Origin of the sequence: Sphingobacterium suaedae, from assembly GCF_042684625.1 — a bacterium.
GTDB classification, from domain to species: Bacteria; Bacteroidota; Bacteroidia; order Sphingobacteriales; family Sphingobacteriaceae; genus Sphingobacterium; species Sphingobacterium suaedae.
The window spans coordinates 269937-286418 of record NZ_JBHULR010000005.1; the positions used below are offsets into that span (position 1 = coordinate 269937).

Here is a 16482-nt window from a genome sequence, read left to right on the forward strand (position 1 = left end):
CGAACTACTTGTCTAGTTCTGCTTTTATGATGTGGATTAGTTGAGTAAACTCGGCTTCTTCATAACCAATAGACTGATAGATGACCTTACCGTCTCGATCAATCAAAATATTTCGAGGTATCTGCGATTCCGCAAACAGCCCAAAAACCCCGCGCTTTAAATCCGGATAAATCGGAAACGTATAACCTGTGCTCTTTATGAAGGGATCCAGTTTGTCCCACCCCTCTTCTCGTGCGAGTACACATACCGCAAAATCTTCACGCTTACCCCATTTTTCCCAAATTTCCCGCTGTAATCTCGGCAACTCCTGACGGCAAGGGGGGCACCAAGTTGCAAAAAAGTTAAGAAGGACGACCTTTCCCCGCAAGGACTTGATCTCTATTTTATCCCCGGTCTTTGTTTCCACCGAAAAATCAGGTACAACGCCTTTCAATGGCACCTTCCACTCCTGCGCTTGCGCAAAAACACAAGCCACCATAAACAATACCGTACAGCTTATTTTCTTCCATTCCATTTGTCAAGCCATTTAAATAACTGATCCGCCCATTTTCGGTCATCCGTTTTATTAATAAGTCCGAATCCATGCCCACCCGTCGTATAGGTGAACAACTCGTTCGGGACGCCTTTTTTATCAAGTGCTTCTTTATAACGAAGGGAATTGGCAATCGGCACAGCTTTATCGTCTTGCGCATGAATCAAAAAAGTAACCGGTGTTTTCTGGGAGACCTGTTGTTCAAGCGAAAAGTAGGACAAATCCGATGGCGGCGGAGTTGCCCCTATTAAATTCGCCTTTGAGCCTTTATGTGTAATCGCATCGTCCATAGAAATCACCGGATATACCAAAACAGAAAAATCAGGCCGTAAGTCCGTTCCTTTGGGATTATCTATTTTTACGTCATTATAGTGGTTGGAAAGTGAGGAGGCTAAGTGCCCCCCTGCAGAAAATCCCAACACGCCAAGGTAATCATACGCATAATTCTCCCGTATTATTTGCATGGCTCGCTGTGCGTCCTGTAAGGGGCCTATCTTTCGCACGGGCATATTTTCATCCTTTGGCAACCGATAATAGAGGACAAACGCACTGTAGCCGTGCTTATTGAATTCCTTAGCCACTTCGTGACCTTCGTGCTGGATGGCCACATGCGAATAACCGCCGCCAGGAATCACCAGCACCGCTCTTTTCGCACCGGGTAAGTCATACGTATAGAGCACGGGAATATTTTCCTCGCCCAATGCTTCCGCGCTCTTGGTCGAATTGGGGATCGCTGTGTACAAGCTCACTTTTTCCTGTGCGAGCGTATAGTAATTGATTAACACCACAAAAAATAGTATGGAAAGATAAAACTTCATCGGGTTATTGATTAGCAACAATTAGGAGATCAAGGTCTTTGGACGGTAAATTGAACTTCTCCGCCATATCTTTATTTGTCAACATGCCTTGATACAGATAAATAGCACTACGAATACATTTGTCGGACCAAATCATATTATTCATACCACCGTATTCTCCAATCTGTACCAACAGCGGAGTCAGGATATTCGTAAGCGCGTAGGTCGCTGTTCTTGCGACTCGAGACGCAATATTCGGCACACAATAATGAATAACATCATACTTTCGAAAAATGGGTTTATCGTGTGTGGTTACCTCGGACGTTTCAAAACATCCGCCTTGATCGATACTAACATCGATCAGCACGGAATTTGGCTTCATTTTCGAGACGGTATCCTCGGAGATAATGCACGGCGAGCGGCCGTTCGTCGCGCGCACCGCGCCGATAACGACGTCGCTAGAACGTACGGCCTTATTTAAGACAATGGGTTGCATCACCGAAGTAAACACGCGACTTCCCACATTGTTCTGCAGACGTCGCAGCCGATACACGGAACTATCAAACACTTTCACCTGCGCCCCCAAGGCGATGGCAGTCCTTGCCGCGTATTCCCCTACTGTGCCGGCACCAATAATGACCATTTCGGTCGGCGGGACGCCGGTAATCCCCCCGAGCATGAGGCCTTTACCATCAAATATATTGCTCAGATATTCGGCTGCAATCAAAACAGAGGTCGCACCGACAATTTCACTCATGGCCCGCACAACCGTTAAGTGCCCCCCCTCATCTTTTAAATACTCGTACGAAAGAGCCGTCACCTGTTTGCGCATGAGCGCCTGCAAGACCTTCAAGTGCATTAAAGAAGGCTGGTGAGAAGATAACAGGACCTGTTTGTTTTTCATCATACCCACCTCTTCCAACGTCGGACTCGCTATTTTGATCACCACATCACATTGGTAAACCTCTTGTTTGTTGTCCACAATCCGGGCTCCCTGCTCACTATAGTGTCGATCCAAAAAATTAGATGCATCCCCCGCTCCCGATTCAATAACCACCTCGTGTCCATACTCGACCAGTAAAGCGACAGACAACGGTGTAAGCGGTATTCTCTTCTCTTGAAAGGAGATCTCCTTAGGAACGCCAATACTCAACGCATGACGTCCCTTACCTACACTGGCCAGTGCCTCTTGCGGTTGAAATATAGCCTTCTGCGCCAATTTTGATATTTCATTCATGTTTCCTCTCGATCACTTTATCATTTTTTTAACTAGTGAATTTAAAGATTATTATTGATATTTAAGAGACCTAGATTAGCAATTCCATTTTTTTTGTATAAATTTACATTTAGTGTAAAGACGTGCGGATGCAAAAATTTCCTATTTTTAATCAAATCGGTATAGTTCCTCGATGGACTATTTTTATTTTCGACCTGACCATAGCTGCGATCGCCTTTGTTTTCGCATATGCCGTTTTTTATTCCTTTAATTTAAACGCCTACGCGCGGGTACATTTCGCAACAGAAATTATTTACTGCTTGGGCATCACGTCATTTTCATTCTTAATTTTTAAGCTTTATTCCGGCATTGTCCGTTACACAAGTGCTGTCGATTCGATTCGGATCTTATCCACCTTGTTGTTTAATGTCATTATTCTTTTTGCGATTAAACTCATATTAATTGCCTTACAAATCCCGACACTCATTCCTACGAATGTTATCATAATCTATAGCCTATTTGCATTTACAGGGCTGACCACCTACCGCACACTCATCAAGATATTCTTTCAGTACAGCAAAACGAAAACAGCCGAGAAGAAAAACGTCGCCGTTTATGGTGCTGGCGATTTGGGCATCGCGGTTAAGCGGACCTTCGACCACGACCTAAAGTCCAATAAATTCATTGTCGCTTATTTGGACGACGATGAAACGAAAATCGGAAAATACATCGATGGGGTAAAAATCTATGACTCTAAAGATCTGGAAAGGCTGATCGAAAAATTAGCTATCGATGAACTGATTTTCGCTTCACATAACGTCGCCTTGGAAAAAAAGGACGTGATCATAGACATTAGTTTAGAACGAAAAGTGAATGTACTCACGTTACCGCCAGTCAGTGAGATCATCAACGGCACCCTCTCTCCCAGTCAAATCAAAAAGGTAAAAATTGAAGATTTACTTGAACGGGCTCCCATCACCTTGTCTCATGACAACATCCGGGATCAGCTTGAAGGCAAACGCATACTCGTCACCGGTGCAGCTGGTTCCATTGGAAGTGAAATCGCCAAACAGCTTGGACTTTTCAATCCCCAACTCATTATCCTTTGCGATCAAGCCGAATCTCCATTGCACAACCTTCATCTGGATTTGCAGGAACGTTTCAAAAACCAATCGTATCACTCTTTTATTGCTGACGTAAAAAATGAAGATCGCATGCGCTTGCTTTTTGACACATTTAAACCCCAATATGTATATCATGCCGCGGCATATAAACACGTGCCCATGATGGAAAGCCACCCCATAGAGGGTGTGCGGACCAATGTCCTAGGCACCTATACACTAGCCAACTTAGCGGTAGAGTTCGGCGTTTCGAAATTTGTCTTCGTGTCGACGGATAAAGCAGTAAACCCGACCAATGTCATGGGAGCGACCAAACGTATTGCTGAGATGTATGTACAGTCCCTTAACAATCATATCGGCAATCAAGGTGACAAGGAAGGAACCCGTTTTATCACCACACGATTCGGCAATGTATTAGGATCTAATGGATCAGTGATTCCACGATTCCGTGAACAGATCGAAAAAGGGGGACCACTTACCGTGACACACCCTGAAATAACCCGATATTTCATGACCATCCCGGAGGCATGTCAACTCGTCATCGAAGCGGGATGCATGGGAAATGGAGGAGAGATTTTTGTGTTCGACATGGGAAAATCGGTCAAAATCGTGGATCTTGCCGAAAAAATGATCAAATTATCCGGTTTTGTACCCTATCAAGATATCGATATTAAATTTACCGGATTGCGTCCCGGTGAAAAATTGTACGAGGAACTTCTAAACGATTTGGAAAATACCCTACCGACACATCATCAAAAGATTATGATCGCTCAAGTGAGAGAGAACAATTATCTGTTCGTAAGCAAACAGATACAAATACTTTTTGAACAGACCAAAACCAGCAACAACATGGATGTTGTTCGCCAGATGAAAGCTATCGTGCCCGAATTCAAAAGCCAAAATTCCGTCTATGAACAACTCGACAAAGAAGTACAAACCACAACTAACTGATATAAAGACGAGAATTTTCACTTAAACTTGTAATAAAATTTTAAAAGTGTAATTTTGCGTTCCATATTATACGAGAATAACAGATGTCAAACACAAATGTAAATCCAACTGAACCTAAAAAATCATCAGGTTCATTTTTTCAAGACAACCAAAAAAGCATAACCTTTATCGTAGGCGCAATCGTCGTTCTAATCGTGCTCTACTGGGGTTATCAAAAATTATATCTTGCTCCACGTGCCGAAAAAGCCGCAAACCAAATTTATAAAGCAGAAGAGTATGCATTGATCGACTCGCTTCAGGCTAAGGCAATCAACGGCGATGGATCGTTTTTGGGATTCAAGGAAATCGCAGACGAGTATTCGAACACAAAGACAGCAAACATCGCAAATGCTTATCTTGGCGGTCTATACTTACGTCAAGGAAATTACCAAGAGGCCATAAAGTACCTTCAAAAATATTCGGACACCGGAAGTGACATGTTAGACCCACTCGTGACCGGATTAATTGGCGACGCTTATTCGGAATCAAAAGATTATAAAAGTGCCGCAGATTACTATAAAAAAGCGGCCGACAAAAGTAAAAACTCGTATACCACACCTTTGTTTCTTAAAAAACTTGGATTAGTTTACGAAGCTTTGGAAGATTTTAAAAACGCAGAAAAGGCTTATCAATCCATCAAATCTGATTATCCGGAAAGCCCCGAGGCAAACATGATCGATGGCCCATTAGCACGCGTACAAGCAAAGCAATAACCTTGAAGAAAAAAGCCTTTCAACGACCAGGCTTCAAAATATACGACTGGCTGCTTATTTTATAAAGCAGCCTTTTTTATTTATCTTTGCCCCCATGTCAAGTAGCTTGAAAAATTTGTCAGACTTTTCGCATATCGAAGTCGGCAACGCCAAAGGATTAAAATTTGCGATCATCGTTTCACAGTGGAACGCACAGGTAACAGGCGCCCTCTTGAGCGGCGCGATAGATGGCTTACAGAGACACGGGGCTTTGGAGAATGACATTGACGTTGTTCAGGTTCCGGGAAGTTACGAGTTGATCTCCGGAGCGGATATTGTTCTCCGCAACGAAGAGATAGATGCCGTCATCTGTCTAGGCTGCGTGATACAGGGAGAGACCAGACACTTTGATTTTATCTGTGATGCCGTGGCCCATGGCATTGCTAATGTATCCCTCAAATACAATAAACCGGTCGTCTTTGGCGTTCTCACAACAGACAACATAGAACAAGCTATGGATCGCGCAGGTGGAATACACGGTAACAAAGGCGAGGAGGCTGCGATCACGGCTATTCAAATGGCCAACCTGAGCAAGGAGTACTAATGGTACCATTTTTGTTTAACTTACGGACACGAAATGTTGTGGTACAATCCTGCGGGGGCTTCTTTTTTTAGAATCTCTCTATATTTCAGCGTGCTTGACACAGCAATGTGCAGCGTACAGTACGTATCCATAGCAAAAAAGCAGGATAAAATAATACGATATTTTTAAAACAGGAATCCATTTTTCTTGGTATTAAAAGAGAAATATGGGTTCCTTTATAATTATAGGAGTTAACAATGAAAACAGTCCTAACAGTAATAATATTCAGTTTGCTGTCATTCCTATCGGTTGGTGTATCGGCGCAGAGCAACACGGAAGTTAGCACCATGCTTTGGAAAGGTGTCGGTGGAAAAACGAAGTGGGACAGTACAAATTATATCCTCTTCACGGCCAACGGAAACGATGCTAAACACCTACAAGGTGATCGAAAATACCTGATTAACAAAAGGTCAGGACAAGCACGCTTTGAAGGAAAAACAGAAGATGGAAATAATATCGTAGCGCTCTTCAATTTCAAAACGGATAAGTTGACCAAATTTTTTACAAATGGTGGAGAAGTGAAGCCACTAAATGCCGATGTAATTGCAATTTTTGCGAAGATCAAGGAACAATTCCGTAAGGATGCCGCATTGATATTCCTCCCGACATTAATCGACAAGCCGGATACAAAAACCGGCAAAGTTTCTTCTAAGATTGTCAATGCAGAAAAATTGCAATCACTTCCTTTTCAATTGAAGGACAGCATCTTATCCGGAGAACTGTTTTTTCATGGGGAAACGGGATATATCAAACAGGTTGTTGATCGGGATGGGAATACATATTTTGTCAACGGATACAAGGACATTGGCGGGGGACTGATTTTGCCCACGACTTTTAAAAATATGGATAATCAAGCGAGAAGCACCTTATTTACAACCGTTGCCGCCTTCACCGATATGGAAGAGTCTAAATTCTCGAACTTATAATTTTTTATTGTATGAATTGGAAAACATTAACTGCTATAGAACAGTTACACGAATTGGCCACTTCAGGAAGCGTTTTTGTTGTCTTCAAACACAGCACACGTTGTTCGGTCAGCAGTATGGCCAAACGTAGTGTAGAGTTCGATTTCGGTGCACTCCCTGATAGTTTTCCAGTTTATTTTCTTGATCTGATTGCTCACCGCGACCTTTCAAATTACATAGCCGACTATTGGCATGTACGACATGAATCTCCTCAACTGTTGGTTCTGCAAGGAGATTCCTGCCTGTATCATGCTTCGCATCAAGATATTGAGTTGACGGCTGTTCTACCCTTTATCTCTTAATAGTCGAGACCGTACCCCGCCGGTTATCGGGACTAATCACGACAAATTGATAGGTAGCCCCTTCCTTGATATTTACCGGATCTGTATACCGTCTGCTATCTTGGGTAGGAACGCTTCCGTCGGTTGTATAGTACACATCGAAACCGGGATATTCGGTATTGACGTATAGTTTCCCGTTTTCCTCTTTAACGCCAACAGCGGGCAACCGATACGCGACGACCGAATGGATGCGTGGCAACTCGTCTTCGCTGATTTTGTTGAGCAACGCGCTGTAATCCTTGTTGAACGCGTCAAGGTCAAAGGCAGATTCACTTTCGTAGCTCCGGCGCGGAGACCACGCTCGCTCAGCAAGCGAAAAAAAACGTGGAAATATCATGTAATCCAATCGATCTTCAGAAACAACGGTCTCAGCCCAGAGTCCACCTTTGATTCCTAAAAGATGGGCTCGCCCTTTCTCAGTCAATCTCGTTTTTCCGTTAAAATCTCCCTTCTTCAAGCGGGCACCATTAATACTATGATGGATCGTAGCAAAAAAATCTTCCGGCAGAAAGGTATACGATTGGTATAAATCTGAATAACTTGCCCATTTCAATCCAGGTTCTTCAAAATTGGTATCCCATGCCATATCAAAATAATTATTGTTAGCACTGATGAACACTGTAGGATAGCCGGCATTCGCCAACCTGTAAGCCAAATCTTCCTGTCCCCCACCCACTAAATTATTCCACACATCCAATTGTATGTTATCCGAAGCCAGTTGATGGTTCACCTCCATCCCTTTCCCCTTATTGACCATACCCATTTCTTCCCAACCCGCAAGTTGCAGTCCTTTCGCTTGACATAATCTATTCACCTTGTCAATATAGTACGGCCACACCTCGTATACGGATCCCATTTGAAGGCTGTCCATCAAAGATTTAATTTTAGGTGACTTTTCCCAAGAACCCGTCGGCACTTCATCACCGCCCAAAGAGACTTTGGTTAGTGGAACTCCCGCCTCAGCATACATACGTTTGAATTCATCCAAAACTTCCCCGATAAACGTATATACAGATGGTAATGCCACATTCATCACGTTATCGTTCCAATATTGAGCAGAACTGTATACGGATTTATCCTCAAAATCATGGAGTAGATACTTCTCGGCCTCCGCCTTATCTCCTTTCGCCACAAACCTCTTATAACGAACCTCCATAGCTTTTATTGATGCCCGAGCGTGCCCTGGTGTTTCAATCTCCGGAACGATCGTTACATGACGCCGCTTCGCATACTTTAAAATTTCTATAAAGTCCTGACGACTGAGATAATGTCGGCTCGTTGAAGTCGCCCCTGATCCATACGATGGCTGTATTCCTTTATCTTCTCTGAACAATGGAGTTCTATTTGCGCCAATTTCTGTCAATTCCGGCAATGCAGGAATTTCGATACGCCACCCCTCATCATCAATAAAATGGATGTGAAAGGTATTCAATTTATACCGAGACATCAGATCGATATACTTTAATATGATAGATTTATCTTTAAAGTTGCGAGCAATGTCCATCATAAAACCTCGATAAGCATAGCGAGGTTCATCGCGTATTTCCAAACAAGGAACAACCGCCGAGCTTTGTCCTCCAGTACTGATCGTACGAAGTGAACGCAATGATTGCAAGGCATAAAACACTCCGGCGGCATGAGAAGCCTCGATCGTCACGCTCGCTCCATCAATTTTTAAAAAATAAGCTTCAGGACCGTAGCCCGCCTTTTCTCGAATATTAATCTGCGCGGTCTTCGGATCAGTTAGCGATGGCATATCAGCAAGACCATCAAGAATCTCACGCACATTCTTTTCCTCTCCCATAAATGCAGGTGCTATGGCATAAGTACCACTAAGCGTTAACGTACCTATTCCTTTTTTCACCGTTTTCGGTGACGGCAACACAACGTGTTTATTGTTACCCGTGTGACGATTTTTGTTTTTTTCGTACAAGGTCGCCCAATAGATGTCGTTAACGTCTCCACTTGGAAGTATTGACCGAGCAGAGATTGCCAATGGAGTCACTTCCGATGCGTCGTTACGATCTTGGAAATAAAAACCATTGGGCACGTTGGATACATTCACAATAGGATACTTCGTTGTATACGTTACTACTAGGGAGTCGCTCGGCTGAACTTTAACACCTTCTTTAAATCGAATACGGAACAGGTTACCATTTTCATCAGAGAGCTGATACCTTGATGTTTCTTTTTCTAGTATCGGATAAATCGCATTGAACCAAAGATCCGACTCCCGTAAAGAAATAGGTACTTCAGTGGTGTTTTTTAACACTATATCTAGATCAAGATTGTCTTTTCCATCATACACAGAGCTTGCCCTCCACGTCAACGATAGATTTTTCACTTCGTTAGATTGACCTATTGCATCAACGCCATATCCTGTCATCAGTAACGCCAGCGCAATTCCACGCATAATTTTCAATTGTTTCATGAGCATTTGCCGCCTTCCTTTATACTTTCGAAAATACCTATTTTTTTAGATTTTCGGTTTTTTTAAAATTTATTTTGAACAATAAATAATGATTTCTATATTTGCATCACCAAAATCAAATGGCCCGTTCGTCTAGGGGTTAGGACGCAAGATTTTCATTCTTGAAACAGGGGTTCGATTCCCCTACGGGCTACTTAAGGAGATTCCATATAATGGATATCTCCTTTTTTTATGCCAATAAGAATCTGTGACCCAAACTGTTACCATCTGGTCATTTAGAGTTCGAATTTTGTAACCACAATTCTTAGACGGTCGTGTAAGACTGCCTAAAAAACCTGCTTCACGGCATCTCTATAGCGTTTTTCCCGAAGTTCGATTTCTCCTTAGGGATTCGACGTCTTTTTCTTCCTCAGGTTTCTTGTAATTCTTTGCCATGAGATACAGAAAGTCGAGTATAACAGTCCCTTCGTCTTCGTCCACTTGGATGCCATTTTTTGCTAATATCGCAATTGCTCGTTTAACTGAAACCTTTTTGTCGATGAAATTCATGTTTATTGCTTTTTCGCTTTTCGTTTTGTCAATAGTATTTTTGATAACGCACCGTTCAGATCCAAAGAGATATCCCCCGTTTGGAAGTCGACCTTAAGCGGTGGGATCAGGCTGGCGAGATGTTTTCTGTCCGCTGTATCCAAGCCTGGGAACCCTTGAAAGATGTCTACAAATGGCCCGTTCCCCAATTGGCCCTGTTTGTCAATATTCCTCAATTTAACATTGATATTACTCAACTCCCTTTTCAGGCATTTGGATTTGGCCCGGCACTCACTTTTCAGTTCGGTGTAATCGTCGAGTTTCAGTATCGCGGCCACGAACAGTTTCCGACCTTGGGAAAGGATCGATTCCTGTTCGTTCAGCCTTCTCACCACCATATTCCGTTCCTGCAGGTATTCGGCTTTTTGTGTATTTGTGTTCCAATCTTCCAGGATGCGATTGAATAGATCGACCGCGTTGCCTGAAAGCACCATCTGCTGGAGTTTGCGCTGGTAACGGTCATTGAGGAAGGGTGCATTTATTCTTGTCTTGCATCTTCCGTAACAATGGTAGTATGGGTATCTCTTTGTTTTGCCCTGGGAAAAGCTTCCGCAAATGTTTCTTTTACAAAGGGGACAGACCAGGGTACCCTTTAGAAAAAACATTGCTTTCAGGTCATCTTTTTTAGCGGTGACCTTCCTCCTCGTGGTGATGATGCGCTGTACCTCGTAAAACAGTGCCTCCGAAATCAATGGATCGTGGATTCCCTTTACCATGTGCTGTTCCTGGGAATTGAGTTTTATTGGGATAAGGCCACAGTAGACCGGGTTGCGTATAAGCCTGAAGAAATGTGATTGCGAGCATTTCAGCCCCCTGCCATCCGCCATCTTCCGAACGTCCTCTACCCTATGGACGTTCTTCGCAAGCTGGTGGAAGACCCACCTTATGATACCTGCCTCGGGTTGCTTAGGGGCGATAATTTTTTTGCCGTCCACCGTAGTCAGGTTGATGAAACCCATGGGGGCTCTGCTCGGATACCTGCCCATCTGTTTTGCCCTGCGGATACCGTTTGCCGTGTTCATGGCCCTTCTGCTGTTCTCCGATTCCGGCACGGATAGGTAAACGGCAAGCATGACCGTGCTTTCCGGTACGGAGAAATCGATGGGCTGGTCAATGGCCATTGCCGTCGTTTTGTATTTGCGGAGCATTCCTATCATCTCGTATGCGTATTCGGTGTTCCGGCTGAACCGGTCCCACTTGATGAACAGTATGTTCTTTTCTTCCTTTGGTTTGCTTCTGACCGTTGCGATTAACTTTTTCCATTCGGGGCGATTGAAATTTTTTGCTGAATAGTCCTCACGATAGATACCTTTGACTGCTATATTGTTGTACTCACAATATTTTAATAGCCTGTCTTCCTGTTCCGGTAAGGAATAACCCTTTCTTTTTTGTTCGTCCGTGCTTACGCGGACGTATAGGTAAGCTGTCTTCATGTAAATAGTGTATATGTTTGATATTTAAGGTCGGGATTTCTCATAGATTTTCAACTATTCTATTCTTGAAAAGAAGAAACAAAGTCATGCTGAGTTTCGGTTTGATAGTTTGTAGCTAAAAAAGTGAAGTGGGATAGAGAGCGGGAGCGGATATCATAAAAGATCTGTTATTCGTAACCGTCGAGGACGAAACGGGATTTGCCAATCTCGCAGTGGAGGGGGGAAGATATTTGAAAAGTACAGGAGGAAGATCCCGCAATCTCGGTTACTGATGGTGACGGGTAAATTGCAAATCGAGGGTGAGGTCATCCATGTGGTTGTACAGCACTGCACCAACCTGAACGGGTGGCTGCGTGGGTTGGCTGCTCCGGAGGACGGCGATACGGTGGGTAGAGTGTCCTATAAGGGGAGAAATTTTCAGTGACCAGAGAACATTTATCATGCAGCGAATCAATACACGCAATATTAATATTTTTAGTGTGTACCACGGAGATATGTTATTTATCTTTGTTTTAATACGATTAAGAATGGATACGACTTTAATCTTTTGAATACTATGAAACTTATACCCGATTTAATACGGAAAATCCTGATTTACATTGAGGAAAAAGGAACAGTGGACGGCTATAACAGGGTGCCACAAATCGAGGGCTATTCCGACGACGAGGTTTTCTACAATGCGAAGCGAATGGAAGAAGCTGGTTTCATTGTGTTGGAACATAGTAAACCCGGTTGGAATAGCAAATACAAAAGCGCTAAAATAGCCGATATCACCTACCAAGGACACCAGTTCCTCGATTTAAGCAGGAATAGCAAAATTTGGAACAAGGCTAAAGAAACATTCTTGGAGAAAGGGCTTTCTTGGACATTTGAACTCGGGACTAAGGTCTTGTCAAAATTGAATTTAGAACAGCTTGGTGATTTGATCAATTAATCATATGTGCGTTTAACGAAAATGAAATGTATTAATATTTGACGTCGATGGGAAGAGAGACTTTTCAACATACCGGTTTAATCAAGGTCATAAACTGCGATTCCGTCAAACCTCTGGCGTTAAGGAAAGGAGAGTTGTTTTATGAGATATCTTCGGAAAGTTTCGAAATCCGTGCATTCGACACCAAACCGATAAGCAGCCTTGAACTTCCGGTAGATTTTCCCGAATGCTGCGAATACCATCGGAGTACTTATCGAATGCTGCTTGACAAACTCAACCGTTTTCCGGATTGCTGCGATCTCCATAGGAGACTCGCAACAGAAACATGGTTTGATAAGCGGAATTATTTTTATATGCCGACTAAGGTACTCAAAACTGTTGCCTACACCGAATCCTGCATCACGGAGTGTATAGAAAGGAGAAGTTGGTTTAAGGAGATTACAGACTATATTACCTATGCAGTAAAAAGTTTTGGGCAGTTCCCATCCGGATTCGGTCCACCGCTCGGCGCAAATGAATACCTCATAGCCCTAAAAGCCCGAATCGAATCAATTGATATCGACTCCGTAAAAAAAGGACAGTTACAAAAATTCTTGGAAGGCGAATACGCTGTAGAGCCTTCATCTAAGAAGGATGTGGTAGACTTGGGGCAACTTATCGGGATATATAACGAATGGCTTGAAACATTCCCTTTCGAGCTAAGCCATCTCCGACACCTCAAAACGGTGTTTGAAAATCGATTGCCTCTTGTTACGGGGGAACCGACAACCAACATGTATACGGGTGTTTCGTGTGCAAAATTGCTTTCAAAGCCTGAAATATACGAATTTTTGAAATCCACCACGTTGGAAATAATCAAGGAAATCAATGCATTGAAACTTTATACCGATGGAGAACTAAAAGACGTCGGAAAGGTGGAGTTGGACTTGATGCTTGCAGCAAGGAAGCTGGAGATACAAAAGTTGGGGAAGGAGGGTAATCCAAACTCCGCCTACGCAAATATCCTTACAGATTGGCTTACAGGCGAAAGAAAATTCATCGAAGAACTTAAACCTCTGTTAACTCAGGGTTACGGGAGCAATTCAATAATAGAAGCCATCGTTGATGGCTTTCGCCTCTTGCAGAGTAATGACAGCAACGAACCCTGTCTTCAAAACATCAGGAACAATGGTCAGAATAAAGAATCAGCATTTCGGTATTGGTTCAAGAATTTTTTGGTGGCTAGATTTGGGAATATTCCCATTACCGTAGAAGAAGAAAAAGGCATCGGGAGAATGGATCTAAAAATACACAACGATAAAAAAGGCACAACTGTAATCGAATTCAAGGGTTGGTGGAACCGAGATAAAAATAATACAGCCCGTCAACTTTGCGGCTACCTTACCGAGTTTGATGCTGATGGGTTTATTATCATGATCAATAATTTGAAATCAAAGGATATCGGTTCAGCGTATAAACAATTGGTTATCGCCCCCGAAATGCAATATCTCGCCGATTCCTGGAAGGAACATCAAGTTGCCAACACTAGTTTCAGCTATTTTGAGTCGCAGCACCTAAATTCGATTAAACCCAAGAAAATCTATCACTTTATTTTCAATATATATTTTTGAGTTGACACTTTCTTTATTGGTCCACCATGACATAACAGCAGTGAGAGAGCTTTCAGTTGTCGGGATTACAATGAAATTCAATTTTTTGACTAAACAGCTATGGAGAATGTGAAATACCCCTACATGAATCACGTGCAAATGACCTTACATTTGATGTTTCATTCCTTGACTGAACTGAGGATTCTAAGCAAACCCCGGACTTCCCGATCGGAATTGAAACTGTTGAACAGCCACCTCTTTACTTTCTATGCGGTCAGCGTCCAATATATGTTTACGATGGAGTTCTGTAAGTTACTTGAAACAAGCAACAAGGCAGAAGAAAATGTTGCATCTTTAATGAAATTGAACGAATATACATTAAAAGAAGTGGGACAACAATTCAACGAACGTTATCAGGAAAATAGACATATCCTAAACGAGATAAGAAAAAGCGATATCCATAAGTTAATCCGTAAAAATCGCAATACCAAGTTTGGCCATTTGGATGGTAGCCAAAGCCAACCCTATCGAATTTCTCCGCTTAGCGACGATGAATTGGATGATGTAATAGGGATAGTAGAAAAAGTTAAAAAAGTGTTCAATAACTGTACCTCGGTATATGATTTTGAGTTTATGTTTACACATGAAGATGACCGGACCGACAACTTCGTGAAGTTTCACGCCAGATATCAGGAATTTTATTCCCAAAATCGTAGATTGGCGATGGAACAGGGATTTTTCTAGTATTTTTGTTCTCGAAAAAGATGGACGAATTAATAGCGTTTATTAAAACCTTCCGTCAAAACTTAACAATAGAGTAGATATCGGTCTCTCTATACAAACCGAACAAGAATTTTCAGGCTTCAGCGGATGTGACAGCGAATCCTGTATGGATTGATAAAGTTTGTACTTTACTCATTATGCCCTAATTAGGATATACCAAGCAAGGGCTTTAGCATTTCGTAAATCGGTGCGGCCAGTACATTCGTAAAAGTGCCTATCCCAACATCTTTCATTAGTCCACCGATCGTCAAAAGCTGAGGTTTAATATCCCTGTCTTTGTTGAGCTGGGCAACGGCATAATCCATTTCCAAAGCAAAGTCGTTTCGGATGCTTTCATCTACGTTTTGGATATCCTCACGCAATACCTCCAGAAATTCCTTGATTTGCTCTTTCTGTAAATGATTATGTTGTGTCTGAACTGAATAATCTGAGTTCTGTTGAAATTGTGTTGGTGCGTTAACCGTACCGATATTAATGGTGTTATTGTTCACAGTGTGAGGGATTATGTCTTTTTTAACTGTTGTTTTTTCTTCGATCCATTGTTCTAAGAGTGTTGCACAAACTTCGCTGTTGTTTAGCTTCTTTAATATAGGCAAGACAACGTAACGCATATGTTTAAGGAAATCACTCTGACCCTGCAGATGGGTCGAACAGTAGTGGTTAAAGTGATAATCCAGAATCTTACCCATATCATAAACAGGCTTGTATTTATTGAGCTTATAGGCAAACTGCCTATCGTAATCCTCAGGCTGGACGGCTGTTGTATGCCGGCTCCATTCGGTGTTCCTTCCTCCCCAACCATCCCTTGTAGTTGTGCCTATGCTAGCATAGACCTTCTCACTTCCAAGGTTACTCAATTGCAGTGCATCGATTGGTAAGTCCGTCTGGTCACTGATGTCATAAAATGCATTCATAAAATCGCTCTGAAATACAAATATAATTGATTTGAAAGGTTTTATTACATGTGGTTTTAAACAAGGTCGTTTTCAAAGGAGATGTTATCATATAATGCAGCGAAATTACCAAAATATGAAAAATAGAATATCCAAGAAATCTCTCATTCGGCAATAAACAGATTACTGGGTGATTCAGGGTTGTAGCAATTGGTTGTGAGGAAGATATAAAATTTGAACTATAAATGTTTATATTGCCTACTATGAATTGCATTTAGCATGGAACTTAAGAACATCAACACGTATAATAATGCCCCTGAAAGAGTTTTCGAAACTTTTTGCTCACAACTCTTTGAAAATTGGTTAAAAAGAGAGTATAATGACGTAAAGTATTTTTCTGTAGTCAACGTATGCGGCCTATGAACTACAGGTTCGCTGATTTTTTGAAGTTCTGAGGATAAAGATCCTTTAAGTTTTTATGGTTTATTGACATGATGTTTTCCAAGGTATGCATTAACCATTGGAATGGGTTCA

Annotated in this window: 16 protein-coding genes and 1 tRNA gene; 10 read left to right on the top strand and 7 right to left on the bottom strand. The window is 42.3% G+C overall.

The annotated features are described in order from the left end of the window. Positions 1–4: 4 nt before the first annotated feature. Genes ACFSR5_RS13935 through ACFSR5_RS13945 form a run of 3 tightly spaced genes read right to left on the bottom strand, consistent with a single transcriptional unit; the run spans position 5 to position 2566 of the window. The gene (locus tag ACFSR5_RS13935) at positions 5–514 is read right to left on the bottom strand and encodes a TlpA family protein disulfide reductase (RefSeq protein WP_380904805.1); all 510 of its coding nucleotides are present in this window, start codon (positions 512–514) and stop codon (positions 5–7) included. Beyond that, positions 496–1350 (bottom strand): alpha/beta hydrolase, encoded by an 855-nt coding sequence (locus ACFSR5_RS13940; protein ID WP_380904807.1) that lies wholly within the window; start codon positions 1348–1350, stop codon positions 496–498. The genes ACFSR5_RS13935 and ACFSR5_RS13940 overlap by 19 nt, the downstream gene beginning before the upstream one ends. Positions 1351–1354: 4 nt before the next feature. Further along, the gene (locus ACFSR5_RS13945) at positions 1355–2566 is read right to left on the bottom strand and encodes an alanine dehydrogenase (RefSeq protein ID WP_380904809.1); all 1212 of its coding nucleotides are present in this window, start codon (positions 2564–2566) and stop codon (positions 1355–1357) included. A 128-nt stretch (positions 2567–2694) separates the two neighbouring features. On the opposite strand from ACFSR5_RS13945, the gene ACFSR5_RS13950 reads away from it, so the two are divergent. The 5 genes from ACFSR5_RS13950 (at position 2695) to ytxJ (ending at position 7258) form a co-directional block, all read left to right on the top strand. Next, positions 2695–4617, top strand: a complete 1923-nt coding sequence (locus ACFSR5_RS13950; RefSeq protein ID WP_380904811.1) for a polysaccharide biosynthesis protein — start codon at positions 2695–2697, stop codon at positions 4615–4617. An 83-nt stretch (positions 4618–4700) separates the two neighbouring features. Then, a complete protein-coding gene (locus ACFSR5_RS13955; RefSeq protein ID WP_380904813.1) occupies positions 4701–5369 on the top strand; it encodes a tol-pal system YbgF family protein in 669 nt (222 codons plus the stop codon). Between the two features lie 94 nt (positions 5370–5463). Beyond that, positions 5464–5952, top strand: coding sequence for a 6,7-dimethyl-8-ribityllumazine synthase (gene ribH / locus ACFSR5_RS13960; RefSeq protein WP_380904815.1), 489 nt, complete (start codon positions 5464–5466; stop codon positions 5950–5952). A 236-nt stretch (positions 5953–6188) separates the two neighbouring features. Then, on the top strand, positions 6189–6917 hold the full coding sequence (locus ACFSR5_RS13965) for a hypothetical protein (protein ID WP_380904817.1): 729 nt from the start codon (positions 6189–6191) through the stop codon (positions 6915–6917). 11 nt (positions 6918–6928) lie between these two features. After that, positions 6929–7258 (top strand): bacillithiol system redox-active protein YtxJ, encoded by a 330-nt coding sequence (gene ytxJ, locus ACFSR5_RS13970; RefSeq protein ID WP_380904819.1) that lies wholly within the window; start codon positions 6929–6931, stop codon positions 7256–7258. Here the strand turns inward: ytxJ and ACFSR5_RS13975 are convergent. Continuing rightward, positions 7248–9728, bottom strand: coding sequence for a family 20 glycosylhydrolase (locus ACFSR5_RS13975; RefSeq protein WP_380904821.1), 2481 nt, complete (start codon positions 9726–9728; stop codon positions 7248–7250). The two genes, ytxJ and ACFSR5_RS13975, sit on opposite strands and share 11 nt — an antisense overlap. A 121-nt stretch (positions 9729–9849) precedes the next feature. Here ACFSR5_RS13975 and ACFSR5_RS13980 point away from each other — a divergent pair. After that, a tRNA-Glu gene (locus ACFSR5_RS13980) sits at positions 9850–9921 on the top strand. A gap of 158 nt (positions 9922–10079) precedes the next feature. Here ACFSR5_RS13980 and ACFSR5_RS13985 read toward each other — a convergent pair. Together ACFSR5_RS13985 and ACFSR5_RS13990 are read right to left on the bottom strand one after the other, a co-directional pair. Beyond that, the gene (locus ACFSR5_RS13985; protein WP_380904823.1) at positions 10080–10277 is read right to left on the bottom strand and encodes a hypothetical protein; all 198 of its coding nucleotides are present in this window, start codon (positions 10275–10277) and stop codon (positions 10080–10082) included. Positions 10278–10279: 2 nt separating this feature from the next. Continuing rightward, positions 10280–11749: a recombinase family protein gene (locus ACFSR5_RS13990; protein ID WP_380904825.1), complete on the bottom strand. Its 1470-nt coding sequence runs from the start codon at positions 11747–11749 to the stop codon at positions 10280–10282. Positions 11750–12020: 271 nt separating this feature from the next. On the opposite strand from ACFSR5_RS13990, the gene ACFSR5_RS13995 reads away from it, so the two are divergent. From ACFSR5_RS13995 to ACFSR5_RS14010, 4 genes are all read left to right on the top strand, one after another. Further along, positions 12021–12173 carry a hypothetical protein gene (locus ACFSR5_RS13995; RefSeq protein WP_380904827.1) on the top strand — a complete coding sequence of 51 codons (153 nt, stop codon included), beginning with the start codon at positions 12021–12023 and terminating at the stop codon, positions 12171–12173. 132 nt (positions 12174–12305) lie between these two features. Next, positions 12306–12683 (top strand): DUF2513 domain-containing protein, encoded by a 378-nt coding sequence (locus tag ACFSR5_RS14000; RefSeq protein WP_380904829.1) that lies wholly within the window; start codon positions 12306–12308, stop codon positions 12681–12683. 47 nt (positions 12684–12730) lie between these two features. Next, entirely contained in the window at positions 12731–14293 is a 1563-nt protein-coding gene (locus tag ACFSR5_RS14005) for a hypothetical protein (RefSeq protein ID WP_380904831.1), read from the top strand. Positions 14294–14392: 99 nt separating this feature from the next. Continuing rightward, complete coding sequence (locus ACFSR5_RS14010; protein ID WP_380904833.1) at positions 14393–15016, top strand: AbiU2 domain-containing protein; 624 nt, start codon at positions 14393–14395, stop codon at positions 15014–15016. Between the two features lie 185 nt (positions 15017–15201). On the opposite strand, the gene ACFSR5_RS14015 is transcribed toward ACFSR5_RS14010, so the two are convergent. Next, positions 15202–15969: a hypothetical protein gene (locus ACFSR5_RS14015; protein WP_380904835.1), complete on the bottom strand. Its 768-nt coding sequence runs from the start codon at positions 15967–15969 to the stop codon at positions 15202–15204. Positions 15970–16482 lie beyond the last annotated feature (513 nt).

Bases quoted from the DNA above. Each gene is read 5' to 3' on its own strand.
- ACFSR5_RS14005 (WP_380904831.1), top strand. From the start codon at position 12,731: ATGGGAAGAGAGACTTTTCAACATACCGGTTTAATCAAGGTCATAAAC.
- ACFSR5_RS14000 (WP_380904829.1), top strand. From the start codon at position 12,306: ATGAAACTTATACCCGATTTAATACGGAAAATCCTGATTTACATTGAG.
- ACFSR5_RS13945 (WP_380904809.1), bottom strand. From the start codon at position 2,566: ATGAATGAAATATCAAAATTGGCGCAGAAGGCTATATTTCAACCGCAA.
- ACFSR5_RS13990 (WP_380904825.1), bottom strand. From the start codon at position 11,749: ATGAAGACAGCTTACCTATACGTCCGCGTAAGCACGGACGAACAAAAA.
- ribH (WP_380904815.1), top strand. From the start codon at position 5,464: ATGTCAAGTAGCTTGAAAAATTTGTCAGACTTTTCGCATATCGAAGTC.
- ACFSR5_RS14015 (WP_380904835.1), bottom strand. From the start codon at position 15,969: ATGAATGCATTTTATGACATCAGTGACCAGACGGACTTACCAATCGAT.
- ytxJ (WP_380904819.1), top strand. From the start codon at position 6,929: ATGAATTGGAAAACATTAACTGCTATAGAACAGTTACACGAATTGGCC.
- ACFSR5_RS13965 (WP_380904817.1), top strand. From the start codon at position 6,189: ATGAAAACAGTCCTAACAGTAATAATATTCAGTTTGCTGTCATTCCTA.
- ACFSR5_RS13975 (WP_380904821.1), bottom strand. From the start codon at position 9,728: ATGAAACAATTGAAAATTATGCGTGGAATTGCGCTGGCGTTACTGATG.
- ACFSR5_RS13935 (WP_380904805.1), bottom strand. From the start codon at position 514: ATGGAATGGAAGAAAATAAGCTGTACGGTATTGTTTATGGTGGCTTGT.
- ACFSR5_RS14010 (WP_380904833.1), top strand. From the start codon at position 14,393: ATGGAGAATGTGAAATACCCCTACATGAATCACGTGCAAATGACCTTA.
- ACFSR5_RS13985 (WP_380904823.1), bottom strand. From the start codon at position 10,277: ATGAATTTCATCGACAAAAAGGTTTCAGTTAAACGAGCAATTGCGATA.
- ACFSR5_RS13995 (WP_380904827.1), top strand. From the start codon at position 12,021: ATGGTGACGGGTAAATTGCAAATCGAGGGTGAGGTCATCCATGTGGTT.
- ACFSR5_RS13955 (WP_380904813.1), top strand. From the start codon at position 4,701: ATGTCAAACACAAATGTAAATCCAACTGAACCTAAAAAATCATCAGGT.
- ACFSR5_RS13940 (WP_380904807.1), bottom strand. From the start codon at position 1,350: ATGAAGTTTTATCTTTCCATACTATTTTTTGTGGTGTTAATCAATTAC.
- ACFSR5_RS13950 (WP_380904811.1), top strand. From the start codon at position 2,695: ATGCAAAAATTTCCTATTTTTAATCAAATCGGTATAGTTCCTCGATGG.